Consider the following 25,315-nt stretch of genomic DNA (forward strand, 5'->3'; position numbering starts at 1 on the left):
CTGGCGGGGTCACTGGGATTGCTTTTGCAGAGTTTTTGCCAGCGATCTGGCCAGGCGGTTTGAAAGTAGGCCAGCAGGTCTTCGGTGTAGAGGGCGGTGGTGGGGTTATAGCCTGCGGCGGTGCCCACCAACCAGCCCTGGGCCGCCAGGGCGTTGATGATGTCTTGCTGGAAGGCGAGTTCTTTACTGTCAGCCATGGACGGGTTCTACGGTGGGGGCAGGGGAAGCGCTGGCGGGGGCTTGCCAGCCCCGTACATCTATCTTTCCCGTCACAGCAGCGGAGATCAGGGCTGATCGGCGTTCTTGAAGGAGTAAAACACCTTCCTCGGCTTGGGCTATTAGCATATCTATCTTGGCGCTTTCACGGTCGATAAAAGATACTATTGCCTTTTGCTCTGCGTATGGCGGAATTGGCACAGAAAGCATTTTTAGGATTGGGACACTTATATTCACTTGGGCAGTACCCCAACCTTCAACATGGAAATAACTTTGTGAGTAAGAGCTATTAATGTAGTAACAATAAAATTCGGAATTCCCGAGATTATTGAGAGAGGTAATTAGCAACGTAAAGCACTGACAACTATCTAACTCCTGTGGCACGATAGCTGTCACTCCAGCGTTGCCCGTTCTGACAGTAACAAGGTCACCTGCTCGAAGAGTCTTGCTACCACGTCCGTCTGCAAACTCTTCTTTCACATAAAGTAATTCACCAATGATTTTTCCTGCCCGAATATTTGTTGAGCGCAAGATTGGCACTCCTTGATCTGAATAAGCATGTGTCGCAGCTTCTGCAATACCCACAACAACTCGTTCAGCTATACGAGTTAAAGCCCCTATTTCCCAATGGGCAGGGACTTCGCCTAGCCACTCGACACCAGAGTCTTTCATGGGGGCGGTGGGGTCTAGGCCCTTGGTGACGGCATGAGATATCACCGCCTGACGCTTTTCTTTAAGCAGTTCTATCAGTTGCTGCTGCTCCACGATCAATGTGTCAATGCGCGCCGTTTCGTGGTCTAGAAAACGAGCAATTTGGGTTTGTTCTAATGTATCAGGCGCAAAAAATCTTACAGCCCCAATAAGATCTTGGTTAAGTAGAGTTGCACCATATATGTTTTCTCTTCCATATTTAGGGATAAACTCTGGAGCGGCATACTTCCAGTAACTTAAGATAAGTGATTCGTTTGGTGGGAAAGCTGCAATCGCCTCATTTGTATATGAATCGATGCCAAGAAAAGAGACTTTCCCGACAGATAACTTAAACGAAAATAACATGCTCCCCGCTGGAACAATTTGGGCTTTCTTATCAAAGACAGCTAAATCAGTAATTTTTGACTTAGTTTCTTCAATATTCATTTGAGTCATATCGGCTATTGTGGCCCACGGATGCTCTCCGTCGTAATAATCCTCTTTGCCTGAAGGAGGAGTCCAGCCGACTGTATAAGGAATATCCCAAGCAATTTTTCTAATTCCCCAATGCTCGGGCACTTCCCCCAACCATTCCACCCCAGAATCCTTATACGCCTCATACTTCGGAAAGCTCATGCCGTTTCACTCAATAAAGACTGCCAACCCATCCATTTACCCCGGCGGGTGTTCATTCATTAGTGTTAGCACCCGTCGCATATTCATGACCCCATCGCGGTTAGTCTGCAAAAGCGCCACCGTAGCTCGCCCTGTAGGCGTGATTCCTAACATTTGCTCAGCATTTTCATTCCAAATAAAATGCTCATCCCAGGCCATTTCCCTAGGGTTAAACAGGGGAACCACTTCCAGTGTGACCGGATCGACCGCTTCAGTCTTGGTGTACTTGTAGTTGTTGCACGTTTGGCAAGACAGCGCCAGATTTTCGGCAACAGTTTCACCCCCACGGCTCACTGGTTGAATGTGATCCATCACAAACGGGTCAACCGCATATCTGGCCTGGCTGCGGCAATACTCACACAGGCCACCCGCTCGATCAAACACCAGTTGTTTCAGCGCAGCCGGAACATACCCACTAGACATAGGTTGGAGCCTGAATGCCAAGGTCTTCCATCAGCGTGGGTAAAGCCACCTGCCGCAGCTGGGCCAGCGTGGCCAGTGCTTCGAGCCGCTGTGCCCCCCACTGCTCAATCTGATTGCTGAGCTGAATCAGTTGTTCGTGTTCTACCTCCGTCAGTGTTTCTGCCTCGCGCTTAGCCCGCAGAGCTTGATACTCAGCCCGCAGGTCGGCTGGCACCCCTTGATTAATGCGATCGAGCAGGTCGGATTCTTCGGCAGGCAGCGCATGAGCCTTGCGTTGGGCGCGCAGGGTCACAATCTGCTGTAGCAGACGATCTAGCTCGGTCTCGTCAAGCTCATTAGCCGCTTGAATCAGTTCGTCAAGACTCATGGCAAACCCTGCTGTGTGCTGGCTCTATGGTATCCCTAACCCAATTTCTCCTCATGCCGACAGATCCTCGATCATCTGCTTAATGCGATCCGTACAGGCCTTTAGATCCTGGTCAATCTCCTCCAAGGGGCGCGGCGGCTGAAACACATAAAAATGCCGATTAAACGGAATCTCAAACCCGACAATGCCCACCTCCCCATCGATGGCATCGTACTTGCCCTCGTCAATCCAGGCATCGGGCACGTGGGGTTTCACCTCCCGCTCAAAGTAGTCAGCGATCGACTCGCCCAGGGGCACATTCTCATAGTCCCGCAAGCCTGTGTCTGGCTCCGGCTCGCCCTGGGGCTTATCCTTCACCCGGCAAATCTCCGCCTCTGGGTGCCGCTCACCAAACGCATTTAGCAACGTCTTCTGCACTGCCGCCGGGGCATCCACCTCATGCACCGCCAGCGCCTGCTTTATCAGCTTGCTAAACGGGGCACGACTCAGACAAATCGGCTCATCCTCCAGGGTTTGCAGCGCCGTAATCAGGCGGCTTTGCACCGCCCCATCCAGCTTTTGCACCACCTTTTCCGCCAGCGCCGCCTTGATGCGTTCTTCCGTCACCTGAAACGCCAGCCGCAGCGGGCGCTCAATGGTGATGCGGCGATAGCCAAAGGCCTCGATGGGGAAAATCTTGCTTTGTACTTTCTCTTGGGGGGGCGTTTCCTCAAACCGACCGTAGAGCCGCACCAGCTCGGCAATTTGGGCCTCATTCAAAAACTGGCGCTTGCTGCCCAGCGACTTGCGCATTTTGCTAAATTGCTGGCTGCCGTCGATCAGCTGCACCTGGCCCCGGCGCAGCTCTGGCTTGTGGTTCGACAAAATCCACACATAGGTGGCAATGCCCGTGTTGTAGAACATATCCGTGGGCAGGGCGGTAATCGCCTCCACCAGGTCGTTTTGCAGCAGATAGCGGCGAATCTCTGACTCGCCACTGCCCGCCCCGCCGGTAAACAGCGGCGAGCCATTCAGAATGATGCCAATGCGAGAACCGCCCTCGCGGGGGTCGCGCATTTTGCTCACCAGGTGCAGCAAAAACAGCAGCGAGCCATCCGACACCCGAGGCAGGCCAGGGCCAAAGCGGCCATCAAAGCCCCGCTCTTGGTGCTCATCGGTGACCTGCTTCTGCACCTTCTTCCACTCCACCCCAAAAGGCGGATTGCTGAGCATAAAGTCAAAGTGGCTGGTGGCCAGCTGGTCATCTGACAGGGTATTGCCCAGCTTGATATTGCTGACTGTCTGCCCCTTGATCAGCATGTCGGCCTTGCAGATGGCGTAGCTCTCGGGGTTCAGCTCCTGCCCGTGCAGCGATACCGTCACCTGTTGGCTGATCGTCTGAATATACTCATCCCCCTCCGACAAAAAGCCGCCGGTACCCGCCGTGGGGTCGTAGATAGTGACAATGCTGTTGGGCTTGAGCTTGTCGTCTTGCCCCGTGATCACCAGCGACGTGGTCAGGTGCACAATGTCGCGAGGGGTGAAGTGCTCCCCCGCCGTTTCGTTCGAGCTTTCAGCAAACTTGCGGATCAGCTCCTCAAAGATGATGCCCATGCCAAAGTTGTCGATGGAGGCGGGGCTGAGGTCTACCGCCGCGAACCGCTGCACCACCTGGTAAAGCAGGTCGCTGGTGGCCAGCTGCTGCACAAAATCCTCAAAGTGGAAGTGCTCGAAAATTTCTCGCGCATCGGTGCTGAACGACTGCACGTAGCTCATCAGGTCGTCAGCGGTTTGGGTATCCGAAAGCGCGCCCAGCGACAGCGGCGAAGCATTGTAGAACTGCTGATTGGCTGCCCGCAGCAACAGCTTTTCGCGTACCAGGTCGGGCTTGGTCTGATGCTCCTTAGCCGCCTCCAGCACCGTCTGCTTAGTGGCCTCCAACACGCACTCTAAACGCCGTAGCAGGGTAAAGGGCAGAATGATGCGGCCATACTGCGACTGCTTGAAGTCGCCCCGCAGCAGGTCGGCAATCGACCAGAGAAAGGCAGCGGTTTGGGAGTGGTTGGTCGGATTCATGGAGGCAGTCAGGGATTTATGGAAGACAGAAGCGGTAGGGGTGCCCTAACGATACAGAACCACCGGGCAGACTGCTCATTACTAATCTGGCAGCTCCTCTCAGGATGCCCATCGCACACTGCTTTAATGTTGGTTGTAGGAGCACTCCGGCGTCTCCCGACCGACTGGGGTTGGTGTCCCTTGTCTCGGTAATGGCAGCAGTGTCAAACTGACATCTCAATGGTCACCCTTGGTTGAGGCGTGAGCGCCATTCTAAGGATGGCTTGGTCAAAAAAACACTCAGGATTAACCATTTCCCGTCTGTGGCACATCAAGCCCAGATGATCTATTCCAACCAGGCCGAATGGTGGCCTATGGTCTGAGGCTGAGGAGTAGCGAGCACCCCAAACAAAACTCCATGGGCCAGCCTGAGAATTCAAGGGACTGGGGCAGTACACTTAGCCCAGATCATTAGCCACAAGCCAACATGCTTAAGCTTCCGACAGATAAGAGAAGGTTTTGGGTGTTGTGTTCAATAGCCGCTACTCTGATTCTGGGATCTTTGATTTGGAAAGTTCCTCATAGGGGTATTCCAGACTCTATTACTGATGAGAAGGTAAAAGCCGAATTACTAAATGCCAATCGAGATAATTTTCTGAAAGGCATTCAAGCTATAGCAGGGCTGGGCTTTGTCGTCACAGCCGTTCTGGCTTGGAGGAATTTACAGCTTACTGAGGATAAAAACGTTACAGACCGTTTCAGCAAGGCTGTTGAGATGCTGGCTGATAACGGCAAGCTGGAAGTGAGGCTTGGTGGCATCTACTCCCTTGAACGAATCGCAAGGGACTCTAAAGCAGATCACTCTGTGGTGATGGAAGTCCTAACAGCTTTCGTTAGGGCTAGAGGGGCACCTGAAGAAGGGAAAAAGCCCTTATCCCAAGACATTCAAAGCGCTCTAACCGTTATTGGACGGCGTACACCTATAGAAAACGAACAAACAATAGACCTCTGCGGGGCCAACCTGAGCGGGGCCAACCTCTTTGACGCCAACCTCAGCAAGGGCAACCTCATCGGTGCCGACCTCTGCGGGGCCAACCTCTGCGAGGCCAACTTCAGCGGGGCCAACCTCTTCCAAGCCAAACTCAGCGGTGCTGCCCTCTACCATGCCAACCTGAGCGGTGTCGACCTTGTCGGTGCCAACCTCGTCGGTATCGACCTCGTCGTGGCCAACCTGGCCATGGCAAAACTCATCTATGCCAACCTAAGCGATGCCAAACTTATCGGTGCCGACCTCAGCGGTGCCAACCTCATCGGTGCCGACCTCAGCGGTGCCAACCTCAGCAGCGCCAACCTCAGCAGTGCTAACCTCAGCCATGCCATCCTCATCGGCACTATTCTCATCGATGCTGACCTCAGCGGGGCAAAGCTCCACAATGCTGATCTCGAAAGCATTATTTGCGACGAGAAAACAATTTGGCCAGACATAACCGAAGTTGCCCAAGCAAGAAATATCCCAGCCGCCCTCAAAACACAGCTAAGTATTGATGTCACACCGCCTGCTGGGCCTGGCCAGCATTGATGGTCGGAGCTGGCCACTTTAGTAGATCAACATCAACCTACGAAGGGGTTTTAGCTCCTTCTAGCTAACTCATGTAGTGCTACTCCACATACCGGGCCGTCATCGAGGGGGAGCTGTGCCCCAGCAGGCGGGCAATCTTGGCCAGACTGTAGCCTTGCTTGTGCAGGTTAGTAGCAAAGCTGCGCCGAAAGCTGTGGGTACTCACCCCATCAAGCCCCACCATCTCGCAGGCATCGCGCAGCACATTATCAGCCGCCTGCCTGCTGATGTGACCGCCCTGGCCGTTGTGGTGGGCTGGGAATAGGTAGCCCACCTGGGGGGCAGCGTAGGCTGCCAGGAATGGCCGCAGGGCATCGACCACCATCGCTACCCGTGGTTTCTTCGTCTTGGTGTTCTCACGCCGGAAGCTGAACCGGTCGGGGCCGATGTCGCCCACCTCCAGACTCAACACCTCAGAAATTCTGGAGCCGGTAAAGTAGGCGATCGCAAACACCGCCCGCCACTTATCGCTGGGTAGCTCCACAAAGATCGCCCCCAGGTTTTCAGGCGTCAGGTTTCGTGACTGCCCGCGCCGATCCACCTTGCGGGCCTCTGGCAACTCAATCGCCCCCAGCTCAAAATCCGCCGCCGTGAACATGGCCTACCCCTCAGTCCCTCTCCACCTTACTTGCTCTTTGGCGATTTCAGCATGTAGAAAACAACGTATCTAGGGGCTTTCCGAACGTTGGGCCGTGCGGTCGGTTTTCGTCTCGCGTGAGACAGCCGAAAACCCTTGATTTTTCGTTTTACAGTCTCAAATTCAGACTCTTGAGACAGAAGCTGAATTATTGCGAGTCTAACAAGCATCTACTTGAACACGTATCCACTTGAATACTGATTTACTTGAGTACGTGTTCACTTATTTACTTGAAAGCGTAGCTACTTGGATACTTGAGCACGTGAACAAGTCCATTAATCCGAACAAGGCGTACTATTCACTTGAGCACGTGAATAAGTACCCAATGATTATCACCATCGCCTCATTGAAAGGGGGGAGCGGCAAAACATCGTTATCGGTTCACCTCGCCCACGCGATCGCCTTGGCTGGCCGTAAGGTGCTGCTGATCGATGCAGACCCCCAGGCTTCAGCAAGCACGTGGGCAAGTGCCCGTGAAGAGAAGCCGCCGTTCTCAGTTGTGGGTATGGCCAGAGATACCCTGCATCGTGAGCTGCCTGACCTGGTGGCCAGCTATGACCATGCGCTGATAGACACCCCACCACGCACCAGCAAGCTAACCGGGTCTGCCATCGTGAGCAGCGACCTGGTGCTTATTCCAGTGCAGCCATCGAGCTATGACGTTTGGGCTGCTGCTGAGACCGTGGCTATGGTTGAACAAGTGCAGGGCATCAAGCCCGATCTTCTGGCCGCTTTCATCGTAAATCGGGCCATCGGTCGAACGGTCATTGCCAGGGATATTCTTGAGGCCCTGGAGGACTACCCTTTCCCGGTACTGCCTACCACCATTGCCCAGCGGGTTGCGATTGCAGAATCCAGCGGTGGGCATACCGTGTTTGAGGTGGAGCCCAGCGGGGCATCTGCACGGGATTTTAGGGCCTTGGCTAAGGACGTTCTGAAACTGATGGGGGCTGAGAAATGGTAGAGAAGAAGTCGAGGATTACCCGCAAGCCAGCACCGCCAGCACCTGAGGCCGTCGAAGGATTTCTAGAGCAGCTAGGCACAGACCCAGAATCTACCCTTGCAACCCCGGCACCAGCGCCGCCGACACCACCCACTGCAACCCCCCAGGATGATGGGAATAAAGGCAAGGCATTCCCCCACAGGCTGAGCGCTGACTTCACCACCGACCAATACAAGCGCCTAAAGCGGGCCGGGTTCGAGACTGATCAGCCCATGACCACGATTGTTAGAGAGGCCATCGAGGATTGGCTTAAAGCACGTGGATACTGATTCACGTGGGCACGTGCTTACGTGATCGATTGTCCATTGAGATCAACATTAGAAGTTGAAGGCCTGTTGTACTGGCTTTACCACGCTCTTATCCCAGTCCAAGCTGTAGCCTTTTCTCCGGGCAAAGTTTCGCAGGGTAGCTCTAGATATCTCAGCACCAGGGCTTTTGTTGAGCCATGCATGGTACTCGTCGTGAACCTTCCCAGTAATGACTATGAGGTTCCCCTCATCAGTCGCCAGCCCTGGATTAATAGACTCACCAACAATATGATGGACGTGCTTCTCATGCTCTTGCCCAAAGGGCTGACCAGTTAGTTGGCAGACATGATGCCTAGACTTGAGCCTTCTGATTAGCCCATCCTTGAAACTAGCTAAATTCTTGGCTTCTATGGACGAGTCCAATGCTAGCTGTGGATGGGCAGCAACGATATAAGTCAGGAGTGCAGCGCTTGCCCGGTAATCCGATGCTCTCTGGGGTCTATCCATGGCCAGCTGGTCGAGCAAGATTTGAACGCCAATGGGTTTAATAAAGTCATGCTCTGATTGAACTTCCAGTTCATCAGCAGTCACGAGATAGATTCTTAGGATATCCCGATATGCCTGCACGATACTCTTAGCCGTGTCTTTGCTACGGGTTAGTAAAGCCCCATGAAGATGCTTAACAGAGAGATAAGCTGCACCGTTTTTTAAGACAAGCTCATCCAGCAGGCTGTTGAACTTTGCGACTTGGCCCTTTGAGAGAGTCGTCTTTAAGACGATTTCATTGTTATCGCTGAGTACAATCCGCTGCATGGCGTTCCTGAGCTTAAAGACCCATCCCGCCGCTGATCTTCACCATGGATAGCATCTGCTGCCTCAGCCGGTTGAGGTTTTGCATTTGCTCATTCAGCCCCCCATTGTCGGAGTGATACTTTTTGGCCAAGCGCTTGTATTCAGCCTCGGCCTTAGACTCCATCTCAGTGGCGGCTTCCGAGATACCAAAATCCTCAAACTTAGCTCTCTCAAAGTTGCGATCTAGCAGCCAAAAACCCACTTCGTCAAAATCAGTGCCGGTAGCGGCGTGCGCATGAAGTTGTTTGTTTTCAGCCTCAAGCTTGGCTACTTGAGCTTCCAAAGTGGCGATCTGGGCCTTCAGGTCATCAAGGCTTGGTGCGTTTAACTTATCCGCCAGAGCCTGCCAGCCTCGGGCTTTCATACCAAAGTGCTGCTTGGCATCTGCGCATGTTTTGAACTGCGCTTTGAGCGTTGCAACTGTGTGCTTGGGAGAGGCAGAAGCCATTATGAACTGATCTAATGTGTAGTCCAATAATGACCAGATTGTTGCCCCTCATAACCATGCACAGGGTATCTTCACGGAAATCTAACTTCATGAACGAGGGCTCAACACAAGGATTTGTTGAATAGCGATCGCCTATATAAGACCCATTCTGTGGTGGTGGTGGCATCTGCAAAGGGGGAGCCGGGGGCGGGTAGCAGGCAACACCCACAGCAAAACAAAGCCCCCTTGAGAGAGGGGGTCGGGGTGGCTGGGCTGAGATCGCCTGGGAGAGGGAGTGTAGTACGGACGTATTGAGACGCTATGAATAGCAAAAGGCTGGCGGAAAAACTGGAGATATAGCGTATCAGGGTGCTATAAATACACTTTTTTTATTTCCTCAAACCCTCTCTGCGTAAGGCTTTGAGCTTTCTCCAGGTTTGGATTTCGTGCAAAAAGGAGGGAATCTGCAAAAAACCACCTATATTTATTACGCAAAGCTGTAGCACGCCCATACCACTGCTTGCACCACAGCTTTGCGTATTGATTCACAGAAAACCCAAAGGAGGGTTCACCATGCCTAAGAAGAGTATGCCTAGTCCGGAAGAAAATCAACAGCTCTGCCTATGGATTTTCCCTTCGGAGTCCAGGTCTATCGGAAAGAGTTTATCAAAAGAGCCTAAGCCCTCGGTGAAGGCAAAGCGCAACATTGCAACGGTCGTCTACACGCACACGCTTACCTCTAAAACCCCTATGGCCCTTGCTGACCGTGTTCCGGCCAGGAAGGCTAGGGATTGGTTTGGGGTAAAGCGTATGAGGCCTGGGCTAGTATACGAGCGGCCAACCTCCTACGGTGGCAAATGGATCGCTGTATGCGTTGGGGTTAACCCAAAGAGACGTAATGAGAATCTTTGGGACATCCTCTACCAGCAAGCTAGCTAGCTAATCCCTAGGCAAAACATAGGCCCTTAGCCAGCGATCTTACCCAACGATCCAAGACCTTGCTGTGGTAGCGGGGGCGTCGCCCAAGCCTCCGCTACCACAGCAAGCAGCCAGGCCCTAGCGCCGCTGGTACATGGGCAAACACAGCCCCCAGACGATCTAAGGGGGCTGTGTTAAACGCCATTATCCCAGCGGTGGCAAGTGGGCGAGCGCAGGGTAGGGCACCAATTGACGTAAAAAGGGCTCCTATCTTCTGAACTCCTCATAGGACAATCGTTACAAGACTCAGGATTTCAGTGTTTCTGTGCTGGGCACGTCTCCTTATTGTCGCTGATCCACCAATGACTGTTGCCTTATGCCCCAACCCCCTGCCCTGTTTCCCGAAGACGAAAATTACTTTGCCCTACTTAACGGCCTAAAGCAACGCATCCGTGGAGCGCAACTCAAAGCTGCCCAAGCTGTCAACCAGGAGCTGATCATGCTCTATTGGCATATAGGCCAAGAGATTGTGAATCGCCAGCTAACGCAGGGTTGGGGCAGCAAAGTTATTGAGCGCCTAGCCAAGGATTTGAAAAAAGAATTTCCGGATGTATCGGGATTCTCGACGCGAAACTTGAAATATATGCGGTCATTTGCCGAGGCATACCCCGATGAAACATTAGTGCAACGCAGCGTTGCCCAATTACCTTGGCGACACAACATCGCATTGCTCTCCAAGCTGAATAGCCCGGAAATGCGCGTCTGGTATGCCCAAAAGGCCATCAATCATGGGTGGAGTCGCGACATTCTAGCCATGCAGATAGACAGCAATCTGTATGGGCGACAGGGCGGGGCAATAACGAACTTTGAGCGAACATTACCCCCTGAAAAGTCTGATTTAAGCCACCAATTGCTGAAAGATCCTTATAACTTCGATTTTTTGACGCTTGGGGAAGATGCACAGGAACGGGATTTGGAACGGGGCCTGTTAGGCCATATCCGGGCATTCCTGATGGAATTAGGCGTCGGCTTTGCTTTCCTCGGAAGCCAGTATCCGATTGTCGTGGATGACAAAGAGTATCGGATAGACCTGCTCTTCTACCATGTTCGCCTGCACTGCTATATCGTTATTGACCTTAAGATGCGGGAGTTTGAACCTGCCTTCTCAGGACAGATGAATTTCTACGTTTCAGCGGTTAACCACACGCTACGCACCGAGGGAGATCATCCGACCATTGGCATTATTCTCTGTAAATCAAAAAGCAAAACCGTCGTTGAGTACGCCCTTGATGCTGTACAACACCCGATCGGCGTCTCAACGTACATGGTGCGTGACGAACTCCCGCCAGCTCTGCAAGATAGTCTACCGACTGCTGAGCAGCTGGAAATGGAGTTGGAAGCCGCTGTGAAAGAGCTGGGAGACGATCAGCCGGATGAACCGTGAAATCCTGTGGCTTTACCCATACCCTGCTGCTTGAATACGAACCTATCGGTTAGTTAGTGAGGATACCTTAGATAGTCACGTCAGCAGAATCTCCAGCATCAAGGGAACCAAGCCCACGCAGATGATAGAGCAGTAGCAACCGCTCCTCGTCCGCCAGCTCAGGCCATCGCTTGCCCTCAAATCGGTCAGCGATGAACTGGCGAATAACCTCCACAGACCACCCCAGGCTCCTAACCTGCTGTTGAATCTGCTCGTGCAGGGCTAAGTCGTAGGCAACAGGATCTGCTTCCTGTGGAAAAGATGACTCATCCCCCCGCACCCCCCTTTCCGGAGAAAAAGAGGTTTTGTCCGACCCCAAATCACCGGCGCAAAGCGCCTCACCCTTCATATATCTCTCCGAGGGGTGTAATTCCTTGATTTCAAAGGGTTCTGAAGATTCTGGCATGGCTTCAGAATTCACCTCTTCAGGAGCTAGAAGGCTTGCTAGCTGGGCTATTACACCCTTTTGATGTGCAGGGTGCCACAGGCTGAGGTGCTTGTAGAGGGTCTGCTGGCTGACCTTGGCAGCTCGGGCGATCGCCTTGGCTCGGGCCGTGATCTGCTCAGGCAGTTCTCCCGCCTGCTCTAGCTCGGCATAGGCGGTATGAATGCGATGCTGGGCGTCTTCAGACAGCTGCTGGTTAAAGGGCACCAGGTTGTCTGTGGGCTGGCTGGTGTCGCGGCTGGGGGTGGTGCCCAGGGGCCAGTAATAGCCTTCGACAGCTCTGGCCCAGGCGGTCACCTTGCGCTCGATGTCGTGCTGGTGGCGGCAGTACTGCTCGTAGCCGGGGCAGTGGAGGGCAATGCGCAGGGTGTAGTCGATTAGGGCTTGGCCCTCAAGACCCTCAAAGACGCGGCCATAGCAGGCGATGGTTTTGAGTAAGTGGTTGGTCTGGCCATAATCTGTCCAACCCTCGGTGATGATGGTATCCAGGTCGTGTCGCCAGCTCTCGACGGGGTGGCTGCGGCGCTTGGGTCGTTTGCGGTGGTTGTCGCGACCAATTTTCATCGCATGACGCAGGGCCTCCATGTCTTGGTGGCTAGCCGCGCCATCCCAGAGCCAGAAGAACCGGGCCAGGCTATCGCCGATGGGGTTGAGGGCATCGTCAAGCAGGCAGGATCCGCTACCGGGCTGGAGGGGCAGCCGGTGGCCCATGTATTCAATGAAGGTTTGAACGCCGTAGGCTTTGACGTTGGGGAAGATTTCGAGCTGCCCGGCCTGGAGCCGAAACCCCTGGGTCTGGAGGCACTCTTTGAGGGTGACGGCCAGGTTGAAGGTGTTGACCAGCTCAGCAAAGGGGAGGTAGAGGTGCAGGCCACCGCTCCAGCTAGAGCGAATCAGCAGGGTGCGGGTGATGCCGATGGTCTCTAAGGCAGCGCGGATCTGGGCGACGCCTTCGGCGGTGCAGTAATCACCACCGGCATCGAGGTCGAGCAGGGCGTAGTGGGTGTCGTGGGTAAAGCGGACGCCGATTAGCTGGTTGGCGTCTTGCCAATGGTTCCAGAGAACACGGGGCCGCAGGGGGTAGGTGTTAACGGTCGTCCAGGCGGCTTTGGTGGTGGCGTCATCCGGCAGGTCGGCGCGGATAAAGCTCCAGGGGTAGTAGCCAAAGATCTCACACAGCCGCTGGCCGGTGGGGTCAGCGGGGAGGGGTTCGGAACGGGGAGTCTTATACGACTCCTCGCCCCATCCTATGGATGCGGTCATGGGGGCTTCTCTCTCCTAAAAAAGAGCAATGGGTATTGCCCCGAGAGAGATCCGGTGTTACCATAGCCGCATAAGATTTCATGCGCGGCTCGGGAACTGGTCCTCTCGGGTTTTCGCTTTTTAAAGAGCCGGTGGCATTTGCTGCCGGTTCTTTTTGCCTATTAAGGGTCTGGTCAGGACGCTTAACACTGATTCACGCGATCGCCAGGTGGTCAGCCCAGCAGGGCGTAAATCATTGCCGGATCATAGTACAGGTGTCTAGACCGGGCAAGCAGACTCTAGATATTTGATTTCATCGGGGTTTTTGGGTTGGTATCGGCCTCCTAACGTGCAACAAAAGACTGTGGTTACCGCTCAGTTGGCGGTAGTTGCCAGGGCTCTAGACCAGCGTCGCGGAGTTGCTGTTCCAGTCGGGCCTCTCGCTCCGTTCTGAGGTCTGGCTCCGCTAGAGCATCAACTGCTGCTGATAGAGCTGCCTCAGTTTGCTGTAGCCGCTGGGTCAGCAGGGCATTGCGATCGCCATCGCTACGCTCAACCCCAAAAGCAGCATCAAAGCGTCGTTCAAGGGTTTCTTCTAGCAATGCATCCACCAGGGCAAAAGCTTGTTTATTCCCTCGGGATGACTGCCACAGCCAGTACTTACTAACAATGTTGAGCGGAATAGATTGAATCCGGGTTTGTCCCCTGACTTGATCGGGAGCGGATTCTACTTCCACTTCAAAAATCGAACCCGTAAAACCCTCTCCTAGCAACCGTTTAGCCGCCTTCGAGCGCAAAAATTCGAACGCGTTCCGGCGCAATAAGCCTACTGCTTCAGATGCACTGTTGAGTGACATCCGGTAGGAGCCATCAGGCATCTGGAAGCCATCGACCGACAACGGGCCGATCTCAATCGTGGCGCGTTTGGCTTTGTCACTAGCAGTACTCACTTGCTGCCCTCTACTGGTGCTGGGGGTAACTCACCACTAGCTATGGCATCACGGATCGCACGTTCTACAGCAATCGCAGCTACAGCAGCCACAGCCTGGTCTCTATGTTTAGCCCAGCGCTGCAATTCCTCATACACCGGGTCTGGCAGCGACATGTTGACGCGCTTGGTCATATTCGTCATTTGTTTTTATGCCTCAAATGTTACTGCATAGCGTTATATGTGGAACTCACACGTTAACGTTACCCCATTGACGCTTTGGCGTGCTATTAATGTTACACAAGTGGAACTTTTGTGTAACACTTTAGTTCCACTAAACCCTTAAAAGCACTGATTTGCCGAAGTTTCGAGCTGTAACTAAGAGGTGTAACGACGTGGAACGTCAACCACTATCGATTCGTAAGTTTGCCGAGGTCTGTGGGGTGTCTCACACCGAAATAGGCCGCAAGATGACCGCCCTGGGGATCTCAGGAACGCCTCGGGGCAAGGGTTTACCCACGCTGCTGAGTCCGGCTGAACAGGACAGCATCGCTCAAACCCTGTTTATCCCTGATAAACCGCCCGCCGCGCCTGCGCAGCACGTCGAGGTTCTAGGCAATGGTTTATCGGTTTACACGCCCCCGCCGCTGGCAACTCGGGGCGTCAACAGTGAACTCAGCCGCCATCTGCAACAGCAGCAGCTCACCCAGGCGTTGGGGGCGTTTAAGGGCAATCAGGCCAGTTTTAGAAACGCTCTACTGGGCCTAGCGGCTGAGTCGGGTCGCCAGCTGGGCCACGAAATGGCCGTTACCGAGATGAACTCCGCCCTGGCCACCCACGCGCAACTGCAACAAACCGTGGGAAAGGAACTGGGCGTCGTTGCAGACACGCCCGATACCGCTGCTGCTGGTTAGGGGGTTTAGCCCTGATAACCGCCGTTTTCATCCTGTTAACGCCCTAACTCTGGTCATAACGCCATGGAAGCCAAATTCACTCCCCCTGCCGTCCCCCTCGAATACCGTCGCGAGGTCGTTAGCGGTGCATCGCCTATCCAAAACATCTACCTGGCCCCCGTTCCCTGGTGGCAAAACCGCCGGTACTGGGCTGCCGGTGGCATCGCGGTGGCCGCTCTCTCCGGCATTGCCTTCGCCTTTGCTCAGTCTGGCCGCACGGGCGACGAGGGCACCTATCAGAGCGAACTGCCCGCTCCTAACTACGAGAACGTGCTGGCGGCGGCTCAAGACCGGCTCTCGGGCAACTACGAAGACAGCCGTTTGGTGTTGGCTGATGTCGGTCGGTCGGTGCTCAACAATGAGGCCTATCGCTACCGCCAGCAAGCGGAACAGGACGTTCTAAAACCCACTGACCCCTGCTACCAGCAGCAGATCATCTGCCCCCTCAACCGTTACCAGCGTGATGCCCAGGTGATGTTGGATACGGCTAAGGGCGATCGCGATTGGCGACAGGCGAATGCGGCGCTCTTCCGGGTCGAGGCCGTTGAGGTGGCGCGGTCAATGGCGGCGCTGCCCCAAGACCCGCCGACCAACCTGGCGGTGGTCGCCATTGAAAACCTGGTTCAGTACCACGACCGACAACACTCTTTGTCTGAAGAGGTGCAGGCCCATGAAGTTAGAGACTAACCATCTGCTCTATGGCTCTATTGGGGCCGCTGCCCTGGGGCTGTTCTGTGGCCTGCAACGGCCTGCCAGCAACCTTACTCCCGCTGACCTGGAGGCCTTTGCCAATGGGGCTCAGATTCGCTACGAGAAAACCTATCCCTATCTGCCTGCGGCGCTGGTGTTTGGGCTAGTGTCTGTGGGCTGTGGGGTGGCTTGGGCGCTGGGTGGGGAGCAGCCTAAGGTGGCGATTGCAGGCCCCCAGTTCGCGCCAGAGCCACAGAGCTGGAACGGGCAGGTGCCTTTCGCTGGGGCAACCGAGTCCTTCCGGGTGGGCAACCCTGCCGCTATTCTCGCGGCTCGTATGCGGCCCACGCTGATTTCAGCTAACCCTCGGGTCGGCAAGGGGCTAACGGTGGCCCACGCTTACCGGCAGGCCCAGGTGAAGCAGGGCGCGGTGGTGTGGGTGATTCAGCCCAAGTACCACCCCAAGGAGCACGGCTACTGGGAGCAGGCCGACAACGTGCTGGGGTTCATGGCTGACTCGTTGGAATCCAAGGAAGACATCGACGACATCTGCGAGCAGATGCAGAAATTCATCTTCGCCTGGCGGCAGCTGCCTCAGCGGCCCAAGGTGCTGATCATCGACGAGCTGGCGATGATGAAGACGGCTTTCAAGACCTGGTACGAAGCGTTCCTCAAGTCACAGCTCACCATGGAGCTATCGTCGGGGGAGACGGATGACCGAGCGCTGTGGGCGATTACGCAGTCGTCGCTGGTGGGGGATATCGGGGTCAGCGGCGGTATGAGGGCCACGTTCGACCTGCTCACCATTCAGACCCCCAGCAGCCAGAGCCATCTGGAGAGCCTGCGGAAGTCAGACACCAGCATTCCACCGATTGAGGATGAGGTGATTTTTGAGCGATCCTTCTCGCCGAAGCAGGCGGTTTTTTACCACTCAGAAATCAAAGAATGGCTGCCAATGGTGGCCTATGAAGTGCCCGAACTAAGTTCGGCCTCCATAACCGGTGGCCTAACTCGCGGTAACCACGGCATAGCAACGGATACAGCCGAATCGGTTACAAACCGAACCGAGTTTCAAAAGGCCTCCCAGGGGCCAGATCTGCCCCTGATCATCGCCGTAACCAACGCCCTGGCCCAGGGGATGTCGCGCTCGAAGGTGATCAAGGAGGTGCTGGGCTACCAGGGGCACAAGTACCAGGAGGGCTCCGATTTGTTCGACCGTATCAAATCCATCATTGAGGAAAATTCCTAATGGCTAGCTCTAAGAACAATCAACTCGCTAACAGCAACAACGGCCCTGAGATCATCGACGGGCAAATCATCGACATCACGCCTCAGCTCAGCTCGCCGGGGCGGGGCAGCGGTGTCCAGCTCGCGCCACGCAATGCCATGCGCTCTAACGTGCAGGATGGTGGCTGGTTCGATGCCACCAGCGGCAAGCGCAAGCCCATCTTTGTTATCACTCCCACCACCGATCCCTGGAGCATTTTTCCGGTGATTCGCAGCGGCCTCAGCTGTTTGCGGAACCACCCGTTACAGACGATGGGTGGAGCTTTTATCTCGGTGTGGGGCGGGTTGTTTGTGCTCTCGGCGGGGCTGAATGTGCTGCAAGGTTCGGCAGTTAAAGCTGGGGGCGACATCTGGAATCCGGTGGTGGCGGGGACTAATTTCGGGGCGATGTTGGTGGTGCCAACGCAGAGTATTGCGGGCAGCGCTCACAAGGTCTTGACCGGGGAAGAACGTGTGGGGCAGCCGATTGAGACTCGTCCCTACACCCGCGCTGTGAAGGTCGGGGAGTAGCGATGCTGTTCTGGCAAACCCGCACCCGGTACCTGCTGGCCCTGGCGGCGTTGTTCGTCGGGGCCGCGTTTTTAGACCTGAAGCAACCGGGGCGGGGGCAGTTCTACAACCCAGTCTATGGGGTGAAGTCGTGGGTCAACACCCATCAACCTGCAGCGTGGCAGCTGGTGAATCGTCTGTCTGGCGAGGATGCTCGTTTGCAAGCCTGTGTGGCGGTGGCTCCTGACCCGGTTGCCCTTGATGCGACTAAGGCGGAGCTGCGCAGGGCGTTGGTGGGGGAGTCGGAGGCGATCGCTCTGGAGTGGTTGGGGCAGCCGGCCTGCGCCCTGGGTAACGGGGTCTATCGCTGGGCCTTGGACAATGGCCTGGCCCTCGATGTGACGGTGACAGAGGGGGAGGTGACCCACAGTGAACTCAACCGTTAGAAACTACAAACCCCACTGGTCAGAGTTGCCGCCGACCTGGCGCTATGTGATTGGCACGGCGATGCAGGCGGGCGAGCTGGTGCTCAAGCTGGGCTGCGTGGGGGCGATCGCTTCCTCGGTATGGGTGATGGTCGATCAGGAGACGAATGAATCCTGGGGGGCACGGTTTAGGAAAGTCAGCGTCGTGGCGGAGGCGGTGGCCGGGTTCTATGACGATGACTTTAAAACCCTGATCAGCAAGGGCGATGTGATCGCAGGCTACACCGTCAACTCGGGCTTTGGCCTGCGGATGCACCCCATCCACCAGGAGATGCGGATGCACTCGGGTATTGACCTGCCGACGCCGGAGGGGGTATCGGTTCATGCGATCGGCTATGCGGGCGATCGGGTATCGGTGCGCTGCTGGAGTGACCCGAAGGGCTATGGCACGGTGGCGGATATGACCAGTTCAGCGTTCCCTGAGATCACCTTTAGGGCAGCTCACCTGTCTCACTGCCAGGGGGGTGAACACCGGGCCGGGGCGGTGGTGGCAAAGACGGGCAATACCGGTGGCAGCACGGGCGCTCACCTGCACTGGGAGCAGCTACAAGGGGGCGTGGCCCAGGCTCCGCAGAAGGGCTATCTGGTCTGGGCACTGAATGGCCGCAAGCCGAATGAGCGGCTGGGGGATACGATTGCGCTCTACCAGGCGATTGTTGCCAAGGAGTCGGGCGGTGACCCCAGTGCCGTCAACCCTGACACGGGGGCATTGGGCCTGGGGCAGGTGATGCCGCAAAACCTCTATTGCTCCTGGGACGGCAAACCGAAGAGCAACTGCGGCTGGGATTATGACGTGCTGGGCCGTGATGTATCGCCCCAAGAGTTTTTGCAGAACCCCGAGATTCAGCAGCAGATCGTGGGGGTCAAGCTGGAGAGTGCTCTCCAGCGGCAGATTCAGGCGGGCCACGATATGAATACGGCAGTAAAGCGGGTGGCGGCGGAGTGGTATTCGGGCAACCCTGAGCTGGCCCACGATACGCGCCCTCAATCGGGCTATGAGTCCATCAAGAGCTATGCCGACAGTGCGGCGGAAAAGTTCCACCGGCTCCGGCAGGAGAACTTGGAAAAGTAGGCCCTTGGCAGTGGGGGCGATAGCAGGGGTAAGCTGTCTAGCGTAAATAGAATTTCACCTCTGCCCCTAGCGATTGCTGGGGGCATTTTGTTGGTTATTGCCGCCGTCGCCCCACCCCTCACAACCCATCAAAAGGGCTTTGGCCGGTGGGGCAGTGGCCGAGGGCCTATTGCGATCATCCCACCCCCGGAAATCGCTAAAACGCTTGTTGGAAAGAGTTTAGGGGAATTTCACCCCGCCAGGGCTGGCATAGTGTCAGAACGGTGCGGAAGCGTAACCCTCCTGGACGTAGCCACCCTCGCTGCTGGGGCTACTGCGCCATTTGACGCTCGGTGTCACCCCATGACGTCCAGGGAGGCAGAGGCAGAGAGCCCTGACGGGGAAAAGCGGTCAATGGCGATCAGTGGCGTCACACCTACCCAAAACAAAGCCCCCACAGGGCAGCGGTGCCTGTAGGGGCTATACCAAGTTGTGTCTCTACCGCAGTTGGTAGCTCTCTCTTCCACTCCCGAATTTCCATAGTAAAAATTACCTAACGCTTGCAGAATTTTAAAGAAACAGTATTAGTTATCTAGTTCTTCAATTTCAAGGAATGAAGCAATACCGTACTGACCAGTTCTAATGCTAGTTTCAGTGACAGAAAACTTCTCAGCCTTCCACTCTGCGGCATTAGGGAACCAGGTTGAAGCATCTCCATAGCGCCTTTTGTCACACTGCTTAGAACTTTTACCATTCAACATCTGAAAGGCAAGGGTTCCTTCTGGTAAAGGCTGATGTTTTCCGTAAAAAAGACCTGTTTCGGAAAAATCTGGAGAGTATGTGGGTGTTCTTAAAGGGTTTCCATCTTCCTTAAACAGAATTGTAATGCAAGGAAAATCTGCTAATCGAGCTATCTGCTGAGCAGCTACCTGTACAGAAACATCAAAATTTTCAGAAACTTTTTGAACAAGTCCTGAAACATTGCGCCAGTCAACGTTTCGCAGCAATTTCTTAAATGCCTCTCGTGGAATCAACAGATAAGCAGCAAAAAGATTTGCTTGTTCTTCTCTTTGCCTTACATAATTTCTAGAATGGGGATTTGATGGAGTTTGAAGATTTTTTTGTAATCTAATATCTGTATGACTCTTATAAACACAATGCCCAATCTCATGGGCCAAAGTGAATCTTTGCCTACGAGACTCAGACTGGTTATCAGAGAAACCATCTAGGCAGTTAGTGTTATGAGTATTAATAACGATACAGAAATCCCCATCTCCGAAAAATTTTGTAGTGCCTATCTCTTTCACATCAGGCATGGGAGAAAACTGAACGTCAAAACCATACATATCACAAACTTCAATTAGATTAACGGGTATGGAGCCATCCCAGTTAATTTGTGCCAGAACCTTTCTTACTTCATACTCGGGATCTTCATCAACCCTCTCAAAATAAGGGTTCCGATTTCGCATCGATTCAGAACTCATTTCTAATCCTCACTATCCTTGCTACCAAAACGGGCATCAAAAAAACGATTAAGAGCAATAATCTCCTCTGTATCAATTTCTTCATTTTTCAATCTTGCAACAAGTGCCTGAATGGCGGAGTTTTTCTTACTATCTTCACCGTCAGAGGTCATATTCTCAAGAAGACCATCTAGTGAAATACCAAGACCTACAGCGATTTTCTGAAGTGCCTTCGATGAAGGAATACGTTTTCCATCTTCAAATTGTGAGATAGCTGCTTGAGTCAATTTGACCTTTTTGGCAAATTGCACTTGAGTCAAACCTTCTGACTCACGGATCTGGCGTAATTTTTTGCCAATATGCCTCAGATCGGATGATTCCATGAGCAAACCTTAAGATTTTATAAAACAAGCGTGATATTTTTTATCACTTGTGTTATATTGCGTATATCACGATCGTTATCAATCATATCACAACCCTAAGGAGATTCGACTATGACTCACGCTGCATCTCACAAAAACTATGGAGGTTCTGGAATGGCTTCAAGGCATCAAGTTCTGTGCATTACTAAGTCTAACCGCCTGAGTCCTCATGAAAGAATTACTCACATAGGGGGACGTAATTCTACTGGCTCGGCTTGGCATCTTACTCAGCAAGAGGCAATCAACGGTGTAGAGAGCGGTAAGTGGAGCTTTTATGTCAGCCGCAATGGTTCAACCGCAAATGTTATTGTCTCTGTGAGCCGCCTCGGCAATAAATACCTGACTACTGAACGAGATGGTGAATCCCAAAACAACCTTCTATCACTACCTGAATGTCCCTAGGAGTCCAATCATTGGGAACCTAATCCAATCTAAACTAGTCACTCACACACTTAATATGTGTGAGTGACTAGTTTAGATTATTGTGAAGACTCATATTTTTCTTCGTAAATAGATCTACAGCCACCCAATGACTAAATTGTAAAGATGAATTTTACCAGTGATATCAAGTCCGGCTAATAAACCTAAGAATTGTAGGCCGCTAATCCTGGTCTACCTAGGTTAATAGTATGGTCGATCAAGCGGACTTAATATAATTAGATTCATAAGGAATTACTCACATAACACCAAACTTTCATTTAATGTTGGGTAAAAGACAGGGTTTTAGATACAGCCCCATCCTTAGCGTTCCATCTCGAACTGGCGGGAGCGCTGGGGGGCTTCTATCGCCTGGTTCAGCAGTCGATGGGACTTTTGGATTCGGCCAACATCCTCTGCCGTGATGCCCTGGGCCAGCTGCGGTTGCCAGGCCCCCTGGGGTCGCTGAAGTCGGAGCAGCTCGCCGCGTCCATCCTGGGCCACCAGAGAGATCGTGTCGGTCGCTTGGCAAAATGACAGCGTGTAGTGTCGGCCCTTGAGCACCCAGGTGTCAGGCCCAGTTTGCTCGGTCTCGCCAGCCTGCCTGGCTAGCGTCAGGATACCTCTCACCTCCGGCACCAGGCGTTCAGCCCACATCATCTGCTCGGCGCTGATCTGCTGTCGCTGCTCCCGCTGCTGGCGTCGCCGTTCAAGGCTGCGAGCGAGGTCATGAGCAAGGATAGAGATCGCTCTTGCCCATCGAGATTGCTGCTCACCCGCTGACTTAACTCGTTCAGCTGTGTCACTAAGGCCGATAAGAGTGCCTGCAATTGACTGGAGCTGTCGCTGCTGCTGCCAGCCTCTAGCCCCTTCAGCAATGCGTTCAAGGTCTGCTGAAGGTGGTTGTGTTCGGTGGTCATCTGCCTCAGCACCTGCTCCGATTGGGCCTGGTGGCACACCAAATCCTCGATCTGAGTTCGCAGCTGGGCGTTGTCCTGCTGCAGCCCCGCGATCTGCTGCTGGAGCGGTAGCAAGGCCTGCTGCAACGCGCTCACCAGCGCTTCGACCAAGAGCCCTGGCGGCATCTCGATCGCCCACTGTTGAGGGGGCGGCGGTGGAGGTACTTTCCGAGGTCTGGCCATGGGTAGTCACCAAATTGAAGAGTGGGATATAGTCGCTGACGTTTTCCTTGGCGGAGGATCGCTGTGCCTGGCGCAGCAGGTCATCGGGGTCGGCGGTGTAGAGGGAGAGCTGGTATTTGGCCCTCGACACGGCCACATAAAATGACTCCTGGCTGGTGGTGGCATCCATCAGCGCCATCACTCGGTCAGCGGTTTTGCCCTGGGCGCTGTAGGTGGTGCTCACCAGGCCGTAATCGACATACTGCAAGCCAGTTAAATCGACACTGTCACAGCGACCATCGGGGTAGCGGATCTCGGCCTGGCCTTGGGCGTCGATGGCGGCCAGGGTAAAGGCCTGCCCGTTGCGGATGTTTTGCGTCCGGTCGTTGCGCGTCCAGCGCAGCCGATCGCCCACGGCAACAGGGATCGCCTGGCGGGTGTAGACCGTCTTATTGGGGCAGGCCGCTGGGTCAATCTCCAGCATTTGACCGGCTGCGTTGGCCAGGGTCAGTCGGTTGCAGCGGGCATCGACCTGGACGACTTGATAGGGCTGCTGCTTCACCAGGCCCTGGCGTTTGTAGGGCTGGTTGAGGATAACGATGTCTCCGCTGGCATAGTGGGCGGCATAGCCTGCCTGCGCCTGGGTCATGTCTTTGCGCCGCAAGGAGGTCAGGGTAAAGCCGTCGGTGCTGAGCTGGCTCTGGGCCTGAAGCCCGGTGCGAATCAGAGAGGTGAGGACCAGGCGCTCTTGGTTGGTTCCGGCAAGCAGCAGGGTTTTGTCTCGCTCTGTCTCGCCCAGGGCCAGGTAGTCGGTGGCCACCTGCTGGAGGCGTGCTGGGGGAGATGGAATCGTTTGGATCGCGCCTGCTCCCACCAAGGTTTGAAAGGCCGCTTCTGTCTGGTCGGTGGCCAGCAGGTTAACGGCTTGCTTCAGGGCGGCTGTTTTCTGCCGTCGGGACTCATCGAGAAAGGCGGTTTGAATGCCTCCAGCCTGCAAGCTCTTGAATGGGTTGCCTGCCTCTACGGCTGAAAGCTGGCGGGTGTCTCCCACCAGAATGACGCGAGCCTTTTGCTCCATGGCCAGGCTCAGCAGCCCATGGGCATCTTTAGCGGAGAGCAGCCCGGCCTCGTCAATCACCCAGATTTCTCGCTGTTCAGGCGCTGGATCGGGATCATGTAGCAGGCTAGCTACGGTATCGGTCGGCAGTCCGGCTTCTTTGCCCAGCACGTTGGCCGCTTCGGCGCTGGGGGCAAACCCTCGCACTGAAAAGCCCTGGGCTTCAGCTGATTGTTTGAAGGCCTGCAACACAAAGGTCTTGCCGCTGCCCGGTAGGCCCTGCCAGGCCAACATCTGATCAGGACTGGTCAGGGCCAGGGTGAGGGCTCGCTGCTGACCGGCGCTCAGGGTCGGACACTGATGCAGCTGATTCTGGAGTTCGGCCTCACTCAGAATCGGTGCCCACTGGTGCTGGCCCTGGTGCATGAGCCCAATGGTGTCGCGCTCTCGATGCAGCGCGGCGGTGGTGGTGCATTTGTCTTTGACCACGTCCACGGGCAGCAGCTCGCCCTGGGCCGTGAGCGCCTGGTGCAAGATCGCAAAGGGCATTTCACCCAGGGCATGTTCTAGGGCAAAGCGCTCTACCTTCCCCCGGCGAAAGACTGACTCTCGCTCTGAGGCATGGGCGGTGCCCACGCGGGCCATCTGGTCGGCCTGATAGTGGGCGGCAGTGGAGAGATCTCGCTCCTGTTGGGGCACCTCGGGCAGGGTGAGACTCTGGTCGCTAATCTGCTGCTGCCAGGCCGCTAGCAGCACCTCGCGGGGCACCGCCTGTTTGCGTTTTCGGGTGCGCAGGGTCGCCTGCTTTTTCTGGCTGGCATGAAGCGGACTGCCCTTCGTTTCGTCCAGGTTTTGTTGCCACTGCTGGAGATACTTTTCAATTTGGCGGGTGCGAGTTGAGAAGGTGCCGAGCAACGTTTGGCTGTAGTCATGCAGCTCAAATTGTCCTTTGCCCTGGGGGTCGATATCGTAGCCGCACTGCCGCAGTTGGTAAGCTAACTCGTTCTGATAAATCTCTCCTAGCAGGATCTGATTGGCCACAATTTCTTCATTACTGAGGCTGCGCCAGGCTCCGTCGTCTGGCAGCTGGGTAGTGTTCATCACGACGCAATGGCTGTGCAGTTGCGGGTCGAGTTCACGGCTACTGTCGTGTTGAAAAACCGCCGCGACTATGTTGCTGGTCACCACCCGCTGCCGTCCTTCGGGGGTGCTGATTCGGGTCTGGGCAAAGCGCTTTTGCAAGACCTCTAGGGCCACATCAACAGCGTGGTTATGGGCGGCGATCACTCGCGGATCGCCTTGCACCAGCCCGGCAATGGAAACGCTCTTGGGGGCTGAGAAGGTGTAGTCGGTGGCCGCTCGATGACGGGTGGGATCGATGGCGCGGGCGTGGAGGCAGTCGCCGTTTGGGGCGGTGCCATGGAGCAGGGATTTGAAGTCCTCGGGATTGACTTTGCCCTGGAGTCCGAGGGTGTTTGCGCCCTGGCCATACCACCGAGCGGTTGAGTGGCCCGCGTCGGAGCCTTCGGTGTAATAGTCGTCTTTTTCGTAGTAGGTTTCCGCCTGGGCAGCGGAGACCGAGCACATCGATAGCATGGAGCGTCTAATCGCTAAACCAATGGGTTGGATAGTAGCCTTCGAATATCTCCCCCATATTGCAAATCGATTGTTTCG

Annotated in this window: 24 protein-coding genes; 10 read left to right on the top strand and 14 right to left on the bottom strand. The window is 54.9% G+C overall.

The features are described 5' to 3' along the window. From AC0QKW_RS00435 to AC0QKW_RS00455, 5 genes are all read right to left on the bottom strand, one after another. The coding region (locus AC0QKW_RS00435; RefSeq protein ID WP_473149101.1) for a hypothetical protein at positions 1–197 on the bottom strand (197 nt) is incomplete at its 3' end. Further along, a complete protein-coding gene (locus AC0QKW_RS00440; protein WP_473149102.1) occupies positions 190–1,542 on the bottom strand; it encodes a restriction endonuclease subunit S in 1,353 nt (450 codons plus the stop codon). The genes AC0QKW_RS00440 and AC0QKW_RS00435, both read right to left, overlap by 8 nt. Positions 1,543–1,578: 36 nt before the next feature. After that, complete coding sequence (locus AC0QKW_RS00445) at positions 1,579–2,004, bottom strand: HNH endonuclease (protein WP_473149103.1); 426 nt, start codon at positions 2,002–2,004, stop codon at positions 1,579–1,581. After that, the gene (locus AC0QKW_RS00450) at positions 1,997–2,371 is read right to left on the bottom strand and encodes an STAS/SEC14 domain-containing protein (protein WP_473149104.1); all 375 of its coding nucleotides are present in this window, start codon (positions 2,369–2,371) and stop codon (positions 1,997–1,999) included. Before AC0QKW_RS00450 ends, AC0QKW_RS00445 begins: the two co-directional genes overlap by 8 nt. A 51-nt stretch (positions 2,372–2,422) precedes the next feature. After that, positions 2,423–4,426, bottom strand: coding sequence for a type I restriction-modification system subunit M (locus AC0QKW_RS00455; protein WP_473149105.1), 2,004 nt, complete (start codon positions 4,424–4,426; stop codon positions 2,423–2,425). A 466-nt stretch (positions 4,427–4,892) separates the two neighbouring features. Here AC0QKW_RS00455 and AC0QKW_RS00460 point away from each other — a divergent pair, with 466 nt between their 5' ends. Further along, positions 4,893–5,984 carry a pentapeptide repeat-containing protein gene (locus AC0QKW_RS00460; RefSeq protein ID WP_473149106.1) on the top strand — a complete coding sequence of 364 codons (1,092 nt, stop codon included), beginning with the start codon at positions 4,893–4,895 and terminating at the stop codon, positions 5,982–5,984. A 79-nt stretch (positions 5,985–6,063) separates the two neighbouring features. On the opposite strand, the gene AC0QKW_RS00465 is transcribed toward AC0QKW_RS00460, so the two are convergent. After that, positions 6,064–6,621 (bottom strand): tyrosine-type recombinase/integrase, encoded by a 558-nt coding sequence (locus tag AC0QKW_RS00465; protein WP_473149107.1) that lies wholly within the window; start codon positions 6,619–6,621, stop codon positions 6,064–6,066. Between the two features lie 229 nt (positions 6,622–6,850). Between AC0QKW_RS00465 and parA the strand changes: the two genes are divergently transcribed. Beyond that, entirely contained in the window at positions 6,851–7,624 is a 774-nt protein-coding gene (parA, locus tag AC0QKW_RS00470) for a ParA family partition ATPase (protein ID WP_473149108.1), read from the top strand. Positions 7,625–7,980: 356 nt separating this feature from the next. Here parA and AC0QKW_RS00475 read toward each other — a convergent pair whose 3' ends face one another. Beyond that, positions 7,981–8,724, bottom strand: coding sequence for an HNH endonuclease family protein (locus AC0QKW_RS00475; protein ID WP_473149109.1), 744 nt, complete (start codon positions 8,722–8,724; stop codon positions 7,981–7,983). A gap of 13 nt (positions 8,725–8,737) precedes the next feature. Continuing rightward, positions 8,738–9,211, bottom strand: coding sequence for a hypothetical protein (locus tag AC0QKW_RS00480; RefSeq protein ID WP_473149110.1), 474 nt, complete (start codon positions 9,209–9,211; stop codon positions 8,738–8,740). A 1,273-nt stretch (positions 9,212–10,484) separates the two neighbouring features. Between AC0QKW_RS00480 and AC0QKW_RS00485 the strand changes: the two genes are divergently transcribed. Then, complete coding sequence (locus AC0QKW_RS00485; RefSeq protein WP_473149111.1) at positions 10,485–11,552, top strand: PDDEXK nuclease domain-containing protein; 1,068 nt, start codon at positions 10,485–10,487, stop codon at positions 11,550–11,552. Positions 11,553–11,619: 67 nt separating this feature from the next. On the opposite strand, the gene AC0QKW_RS00490 is transcribed toward AC0QKW_RS00485, so the two are convergent. The 3 genes from AC0QKW_RS00490 to AC0QKW_RS00500 form a co-directional block, all read right to left on the bottom strand. Next, positions 11,620–13,299, bottom strand: a complete 1,680-nt coding sequence (locus AC0QKW_RS00490; protein WP_473149112.1) for a hypothetical protein — start codon at positions 13,297–13,299, stop codon at positions 11,620–11,622. A 347-nt stretch (positions 13,300–13,646) separates the two neighbouring features. Further along, a complete protein-coding gene (locus AC0QKW_RS00495) occupies positions 13,647–14,015 on the bottom strand; it encodes a hypothetical protein (RefSeq protein ID WP_473149113.1) in 369 nt (122 codons plus the stop codon). A 209-nt stretch (positions 14,016–14,224) separates the two neighbouring features. Beyond that, positions 14,225–14,410, bottom strand: a complete 186-nt coding sequence (locus AC0QKW_RS00500; RefSeq protein ID WP_473149114.1) for a ribbon-helix-helix domain-containing protein — start codon at positions 14,408–14,410, stop codon at positions 14,225–14,227. A gap of 191 nt (positions 14,411–14,601) precedes the next feature. Here AC0QKW_RS00500 and AC0QKW_RS00505 point away from each other — a divergent pair, with 191 nt between their 5' ends. The 6 genes from AC0QKW_RS00505 to AC0QKW_RS00530 all read left to right on the top strand — a co-directional run bounded on the left by AC0QKW_RS00505 (position 14,602) and on the right by AC0QKW_RS00530 (position 19,182). Then, positions 14,602–15,120 carry a hypothetical protein gene (locus AC0QKW_RS00505; RefSeq protein ID WP_473149115.1) on the top strand — a complete coding sequence of 173 codons (519 nt, stop codon included), beginning with the start codon at positions 14,602–14,604 and terminating at the stop codon, positions 15,118–15,120. Between the two features lie 63 nt (positions 15,121–15,183). Then, the gene (locus tag AC0QKW_RS00510; protein WP_473149116.1) at positions 15,184–15,846 is read left to right on the top strand and encodes a hypothetical protein; all 663 of its coding nucleotides are present in this window, start codon (positions 15,184–15,186) and stop codon (positions 15,844–15,846) included. After that, positions 15,830–17,098 carry a hypothetical protein gene (locus AC0QKW_RS00515; RefSeq protein ID WP_473149117.1) on the top strand — a complete coding sequence of 423 codons (1,269 nt, stop codon included), beginning with the start codon at positions 15,830–15,832 and terminating at the stop codon, positions 17,096–17,098. Before AC0QKW_RS00510 ends, AC0QKW_RS00515 begins: the two co-directional genes overlap by 17 nt. Beyond that, on the top strand, positions 17,098–17,646 hold the full coding sequence (locus tag AC0QKW_RS00520) for a hypothetical protein (protein ID WP_430714214.1): 549 nt from the start codon (positions 17,098–17,100) through the stop codon (positions 17,644–17,646). Before AC0QKW_RS00515 ends, AC0QKW_RS00520 begins: the two co-directional genes overlap by 1 nt. A 2-nt stretch (positions 17,647–17,648) precedes the next feature. After that, the gene (locus AC0QKW_RS00525; RefSeq protein ID WP_473149118.1) at positions 17,649–18,071 is read left to right on the top strand and encodes a hypothetical protein; all 423 of its coding nucleotides are present in this window, start codon (positions 17,649–17,651) and stop codon (positions 18,069–18,071) included. Beyond that, entirely contained in the window at positions 18,055–19,182 is a 1,128-nt protein-coding gene (locus AC0QKW_RS00530; protein WP_473149119.1) for a peptidoglycan DD-metalloendopeptidase family protein, read from the top strand. Before AC0QKW_RS00525 ends, AC0QKW_RS00530 begins: the two co-directional genes overlap by 17 nt. 563 nt (positions 19,183–19,745) lie before the next feature. Here the strand turns inward: AC0QKW_RS00530 and AC0QKW_RS00535 are convergent. Together AC0QKW_RS00535 and AC0QKW_RS00540 are read right to left on the bottom strand one after the other, a co-directional pair. Next, positions 19,746–20,645, bottom strand: coding sequence for an ImmA/IrrE family metallo-endopeptidase (locus tag AC0QKW_RS00535; RefSeq protein WP_473149120.1), 900 nt, complete (start codon positions 20,643–20,645; stop codon positions 19,746–19,748). 2 nt (positions 20,646–20,647) lie between these two features. Then, positions 20,648–21,007 carry a helix-turn-helix domain-containing protein gene (locus AC0QKW_RS00540; RefSeq protein WP_473149121.1) on the bottom strand — a complete coding sequence of 120 codons (360 nt, stop codon included), beginning with the start codon at positions 21,005–21,007 and terminating at the stop codon, positions 20,648–20,650. A 111-nt stretch (positions 21,008–21,118) separates the two neighbouring features. On the opposite strand from AC0QKW_RS00540, the gene AC0QKW_RS00545 reads away from it, so the two are divergent. Then, positions 21,119–21,448, top strand: coding sequence for a DUF3892 domain-containing protein (locus AC0QKW_RS00545; protein WP_473149122.1), 330 nt, complete (start codon positions 21,119–21,121; stop codon positions 21,446–21,448). 339 nt (positions 21,449–21,787) lie between these two features. Here AC0QKW_RS00545 and mobF read toward each other — a convergent pair whose 3' ends face one another. Continuing rightward, the gene (mobF, locus tag AC0QKW_RS00550; protein ID WP_473149123.1) at positions 21,788–25,237 is read right to left on the bottom strand and encodes a MobF family relaxase; all 3,450 of its coding nucleotides are present in this window, start codon (positions 25,235–25,237) and stop codon (positions 21,788–21,790) included. Between the last annotated feature and the right edge of the window lie 78 nt (positions 25,238–25,315).

The organism is Pseudanabaena sp. PCC 9330 (assembly GCF_055795045.1).

Coding starts and splice junctions, on each gene's coding strand:
- AC0QKW_RS00440 (WP_473149102.1), bottom strand. CDS start 1,542: ATGAGCTTTCCGAAGTATGAGGCGTATAAGGATTCTGGGGTGGAATGG.
- AC0QKW_RS00445 (WP_473149103.1), bottom strand. CDS start 2,004: ATGTCTAGTGGGTATGTTCCGGCTGCGCTGAAACAACTGGTGTTTGAT.
- AC0QKW_RS00450 (WP_473149104.1), bottom strand. CDS start 2,371: ATGAGTCTTGACGAACTGATTCAAGCGGCTAATGAGCTTGACGAGACC.
- AC0QKW_RS00455 (WP_473149105.1), bottom strand. CDS start 4,426: ATGAATCCGACCAACCACTCCCAAACCGCTGCCTTTCTCTGGTCGATT.
- AC0QKW_RS00460 (WP_473149106.1), top strand. CDS start 4,893: ATGCTTAAGCTTCCGACAGATAAGAGAAGGTTTTGGGTGTTGTGTTCA.
- AC0QKW_RS00465 (WP_473149107.1), bottom strand. CDS start 6,621: ATGTTCACGGCGGCGGATTTTGAGCTGGGGGCGATTGAGTTGCCAGAG.
- AC0QKW_RS00475 (WP_473149109.1), bottom strand. CDS start 8,724: ATGCAGCGGATTGTACTCAGCGATAACAATGAAATCGTCTTAAAGACG.
- AC0QKW_RS00480 (WP_473149110.1), bottom strand. CDS start 9,211: ATGGCTTCTGCCTCTCCCAAGCACACAGTTGCAACGCTCAAAGCGCAG.
- AC0QKW_RS00485 (WP_473149111.1), top strand. CDS start 10,485: ATGCCCCAACCCCCTGCCCTGTTTCCCGAAGACGAAAATTACTTTGCC.
- AC0QKW_RS00490 (WP_473149112.1), bottom strand. CDS start 13,299: ATGACCGCATCCATAGGATGGGGCGAGGAGTCGTATAAGACTCCCCGT.
- AC0QKW_RS00500 (WP_473149114.1), bottom strand. CDS start 14,410: ATGACGAATATGACCAAGCGCGTCAACATGTCGCTGCCAGACCCGGTG.
- AC0QKW_RS00510 (WP_473149116.1), top strand. CDS start 15,184: ATGGAAGCCAAATTCACTCCCCCTGCCGTCCCCCTCGAATACCGTCGC.
- AC0QKW_RS00515 (WP_473149117.1), top strand. CDS start 15,830: ATGAAGTTAGAGACTAACCATCTGCTCTATGGCTCTATTGGGGCCGCT.
- AC0QKW_RS00520 (WP_430714214.1), top strand. CDS start 17,098: ATGGCTAGCTCTAAGAACAATCAACTCGCTAACAGCAACAACGGCCCT.
- AC0QKW_RS00525 (WP_473149118.1), top strand. CDS start 17,649: ATGCTGTTCTGGCAAACCCGCACCCGGTACCTGCTGGCCCTGGCGGCG.
- AC0QKW_RS00535 (WP_473149120.1), bottom strand. CDS start 20,645: ATGAGTTCTGAATCGATGCGAAATCGGAACCCTTATTTTGAGAGGGTT.
- AC0QKW_RS00540 (WP_473149121.1), bottom strand. CDS start 21,007: ATGGAATCATCCGATCTGAGGCATATTGGCAAAAAATTACGCCAGATC.
- AC0QKW_RS00545 (WP_473149122.1), top strand. CDS start 21,119: ATGACTCACGCTGCATCTCACAAAAACTATGGAGGTTCTGGAATGGCT.
- mobF (WP_473149123.1), bottom strand. CDS start 25,237: ATGCTATCGATGTGCTCGGTCTCCGCTGCCCAGGCGGAAACCTACTAC.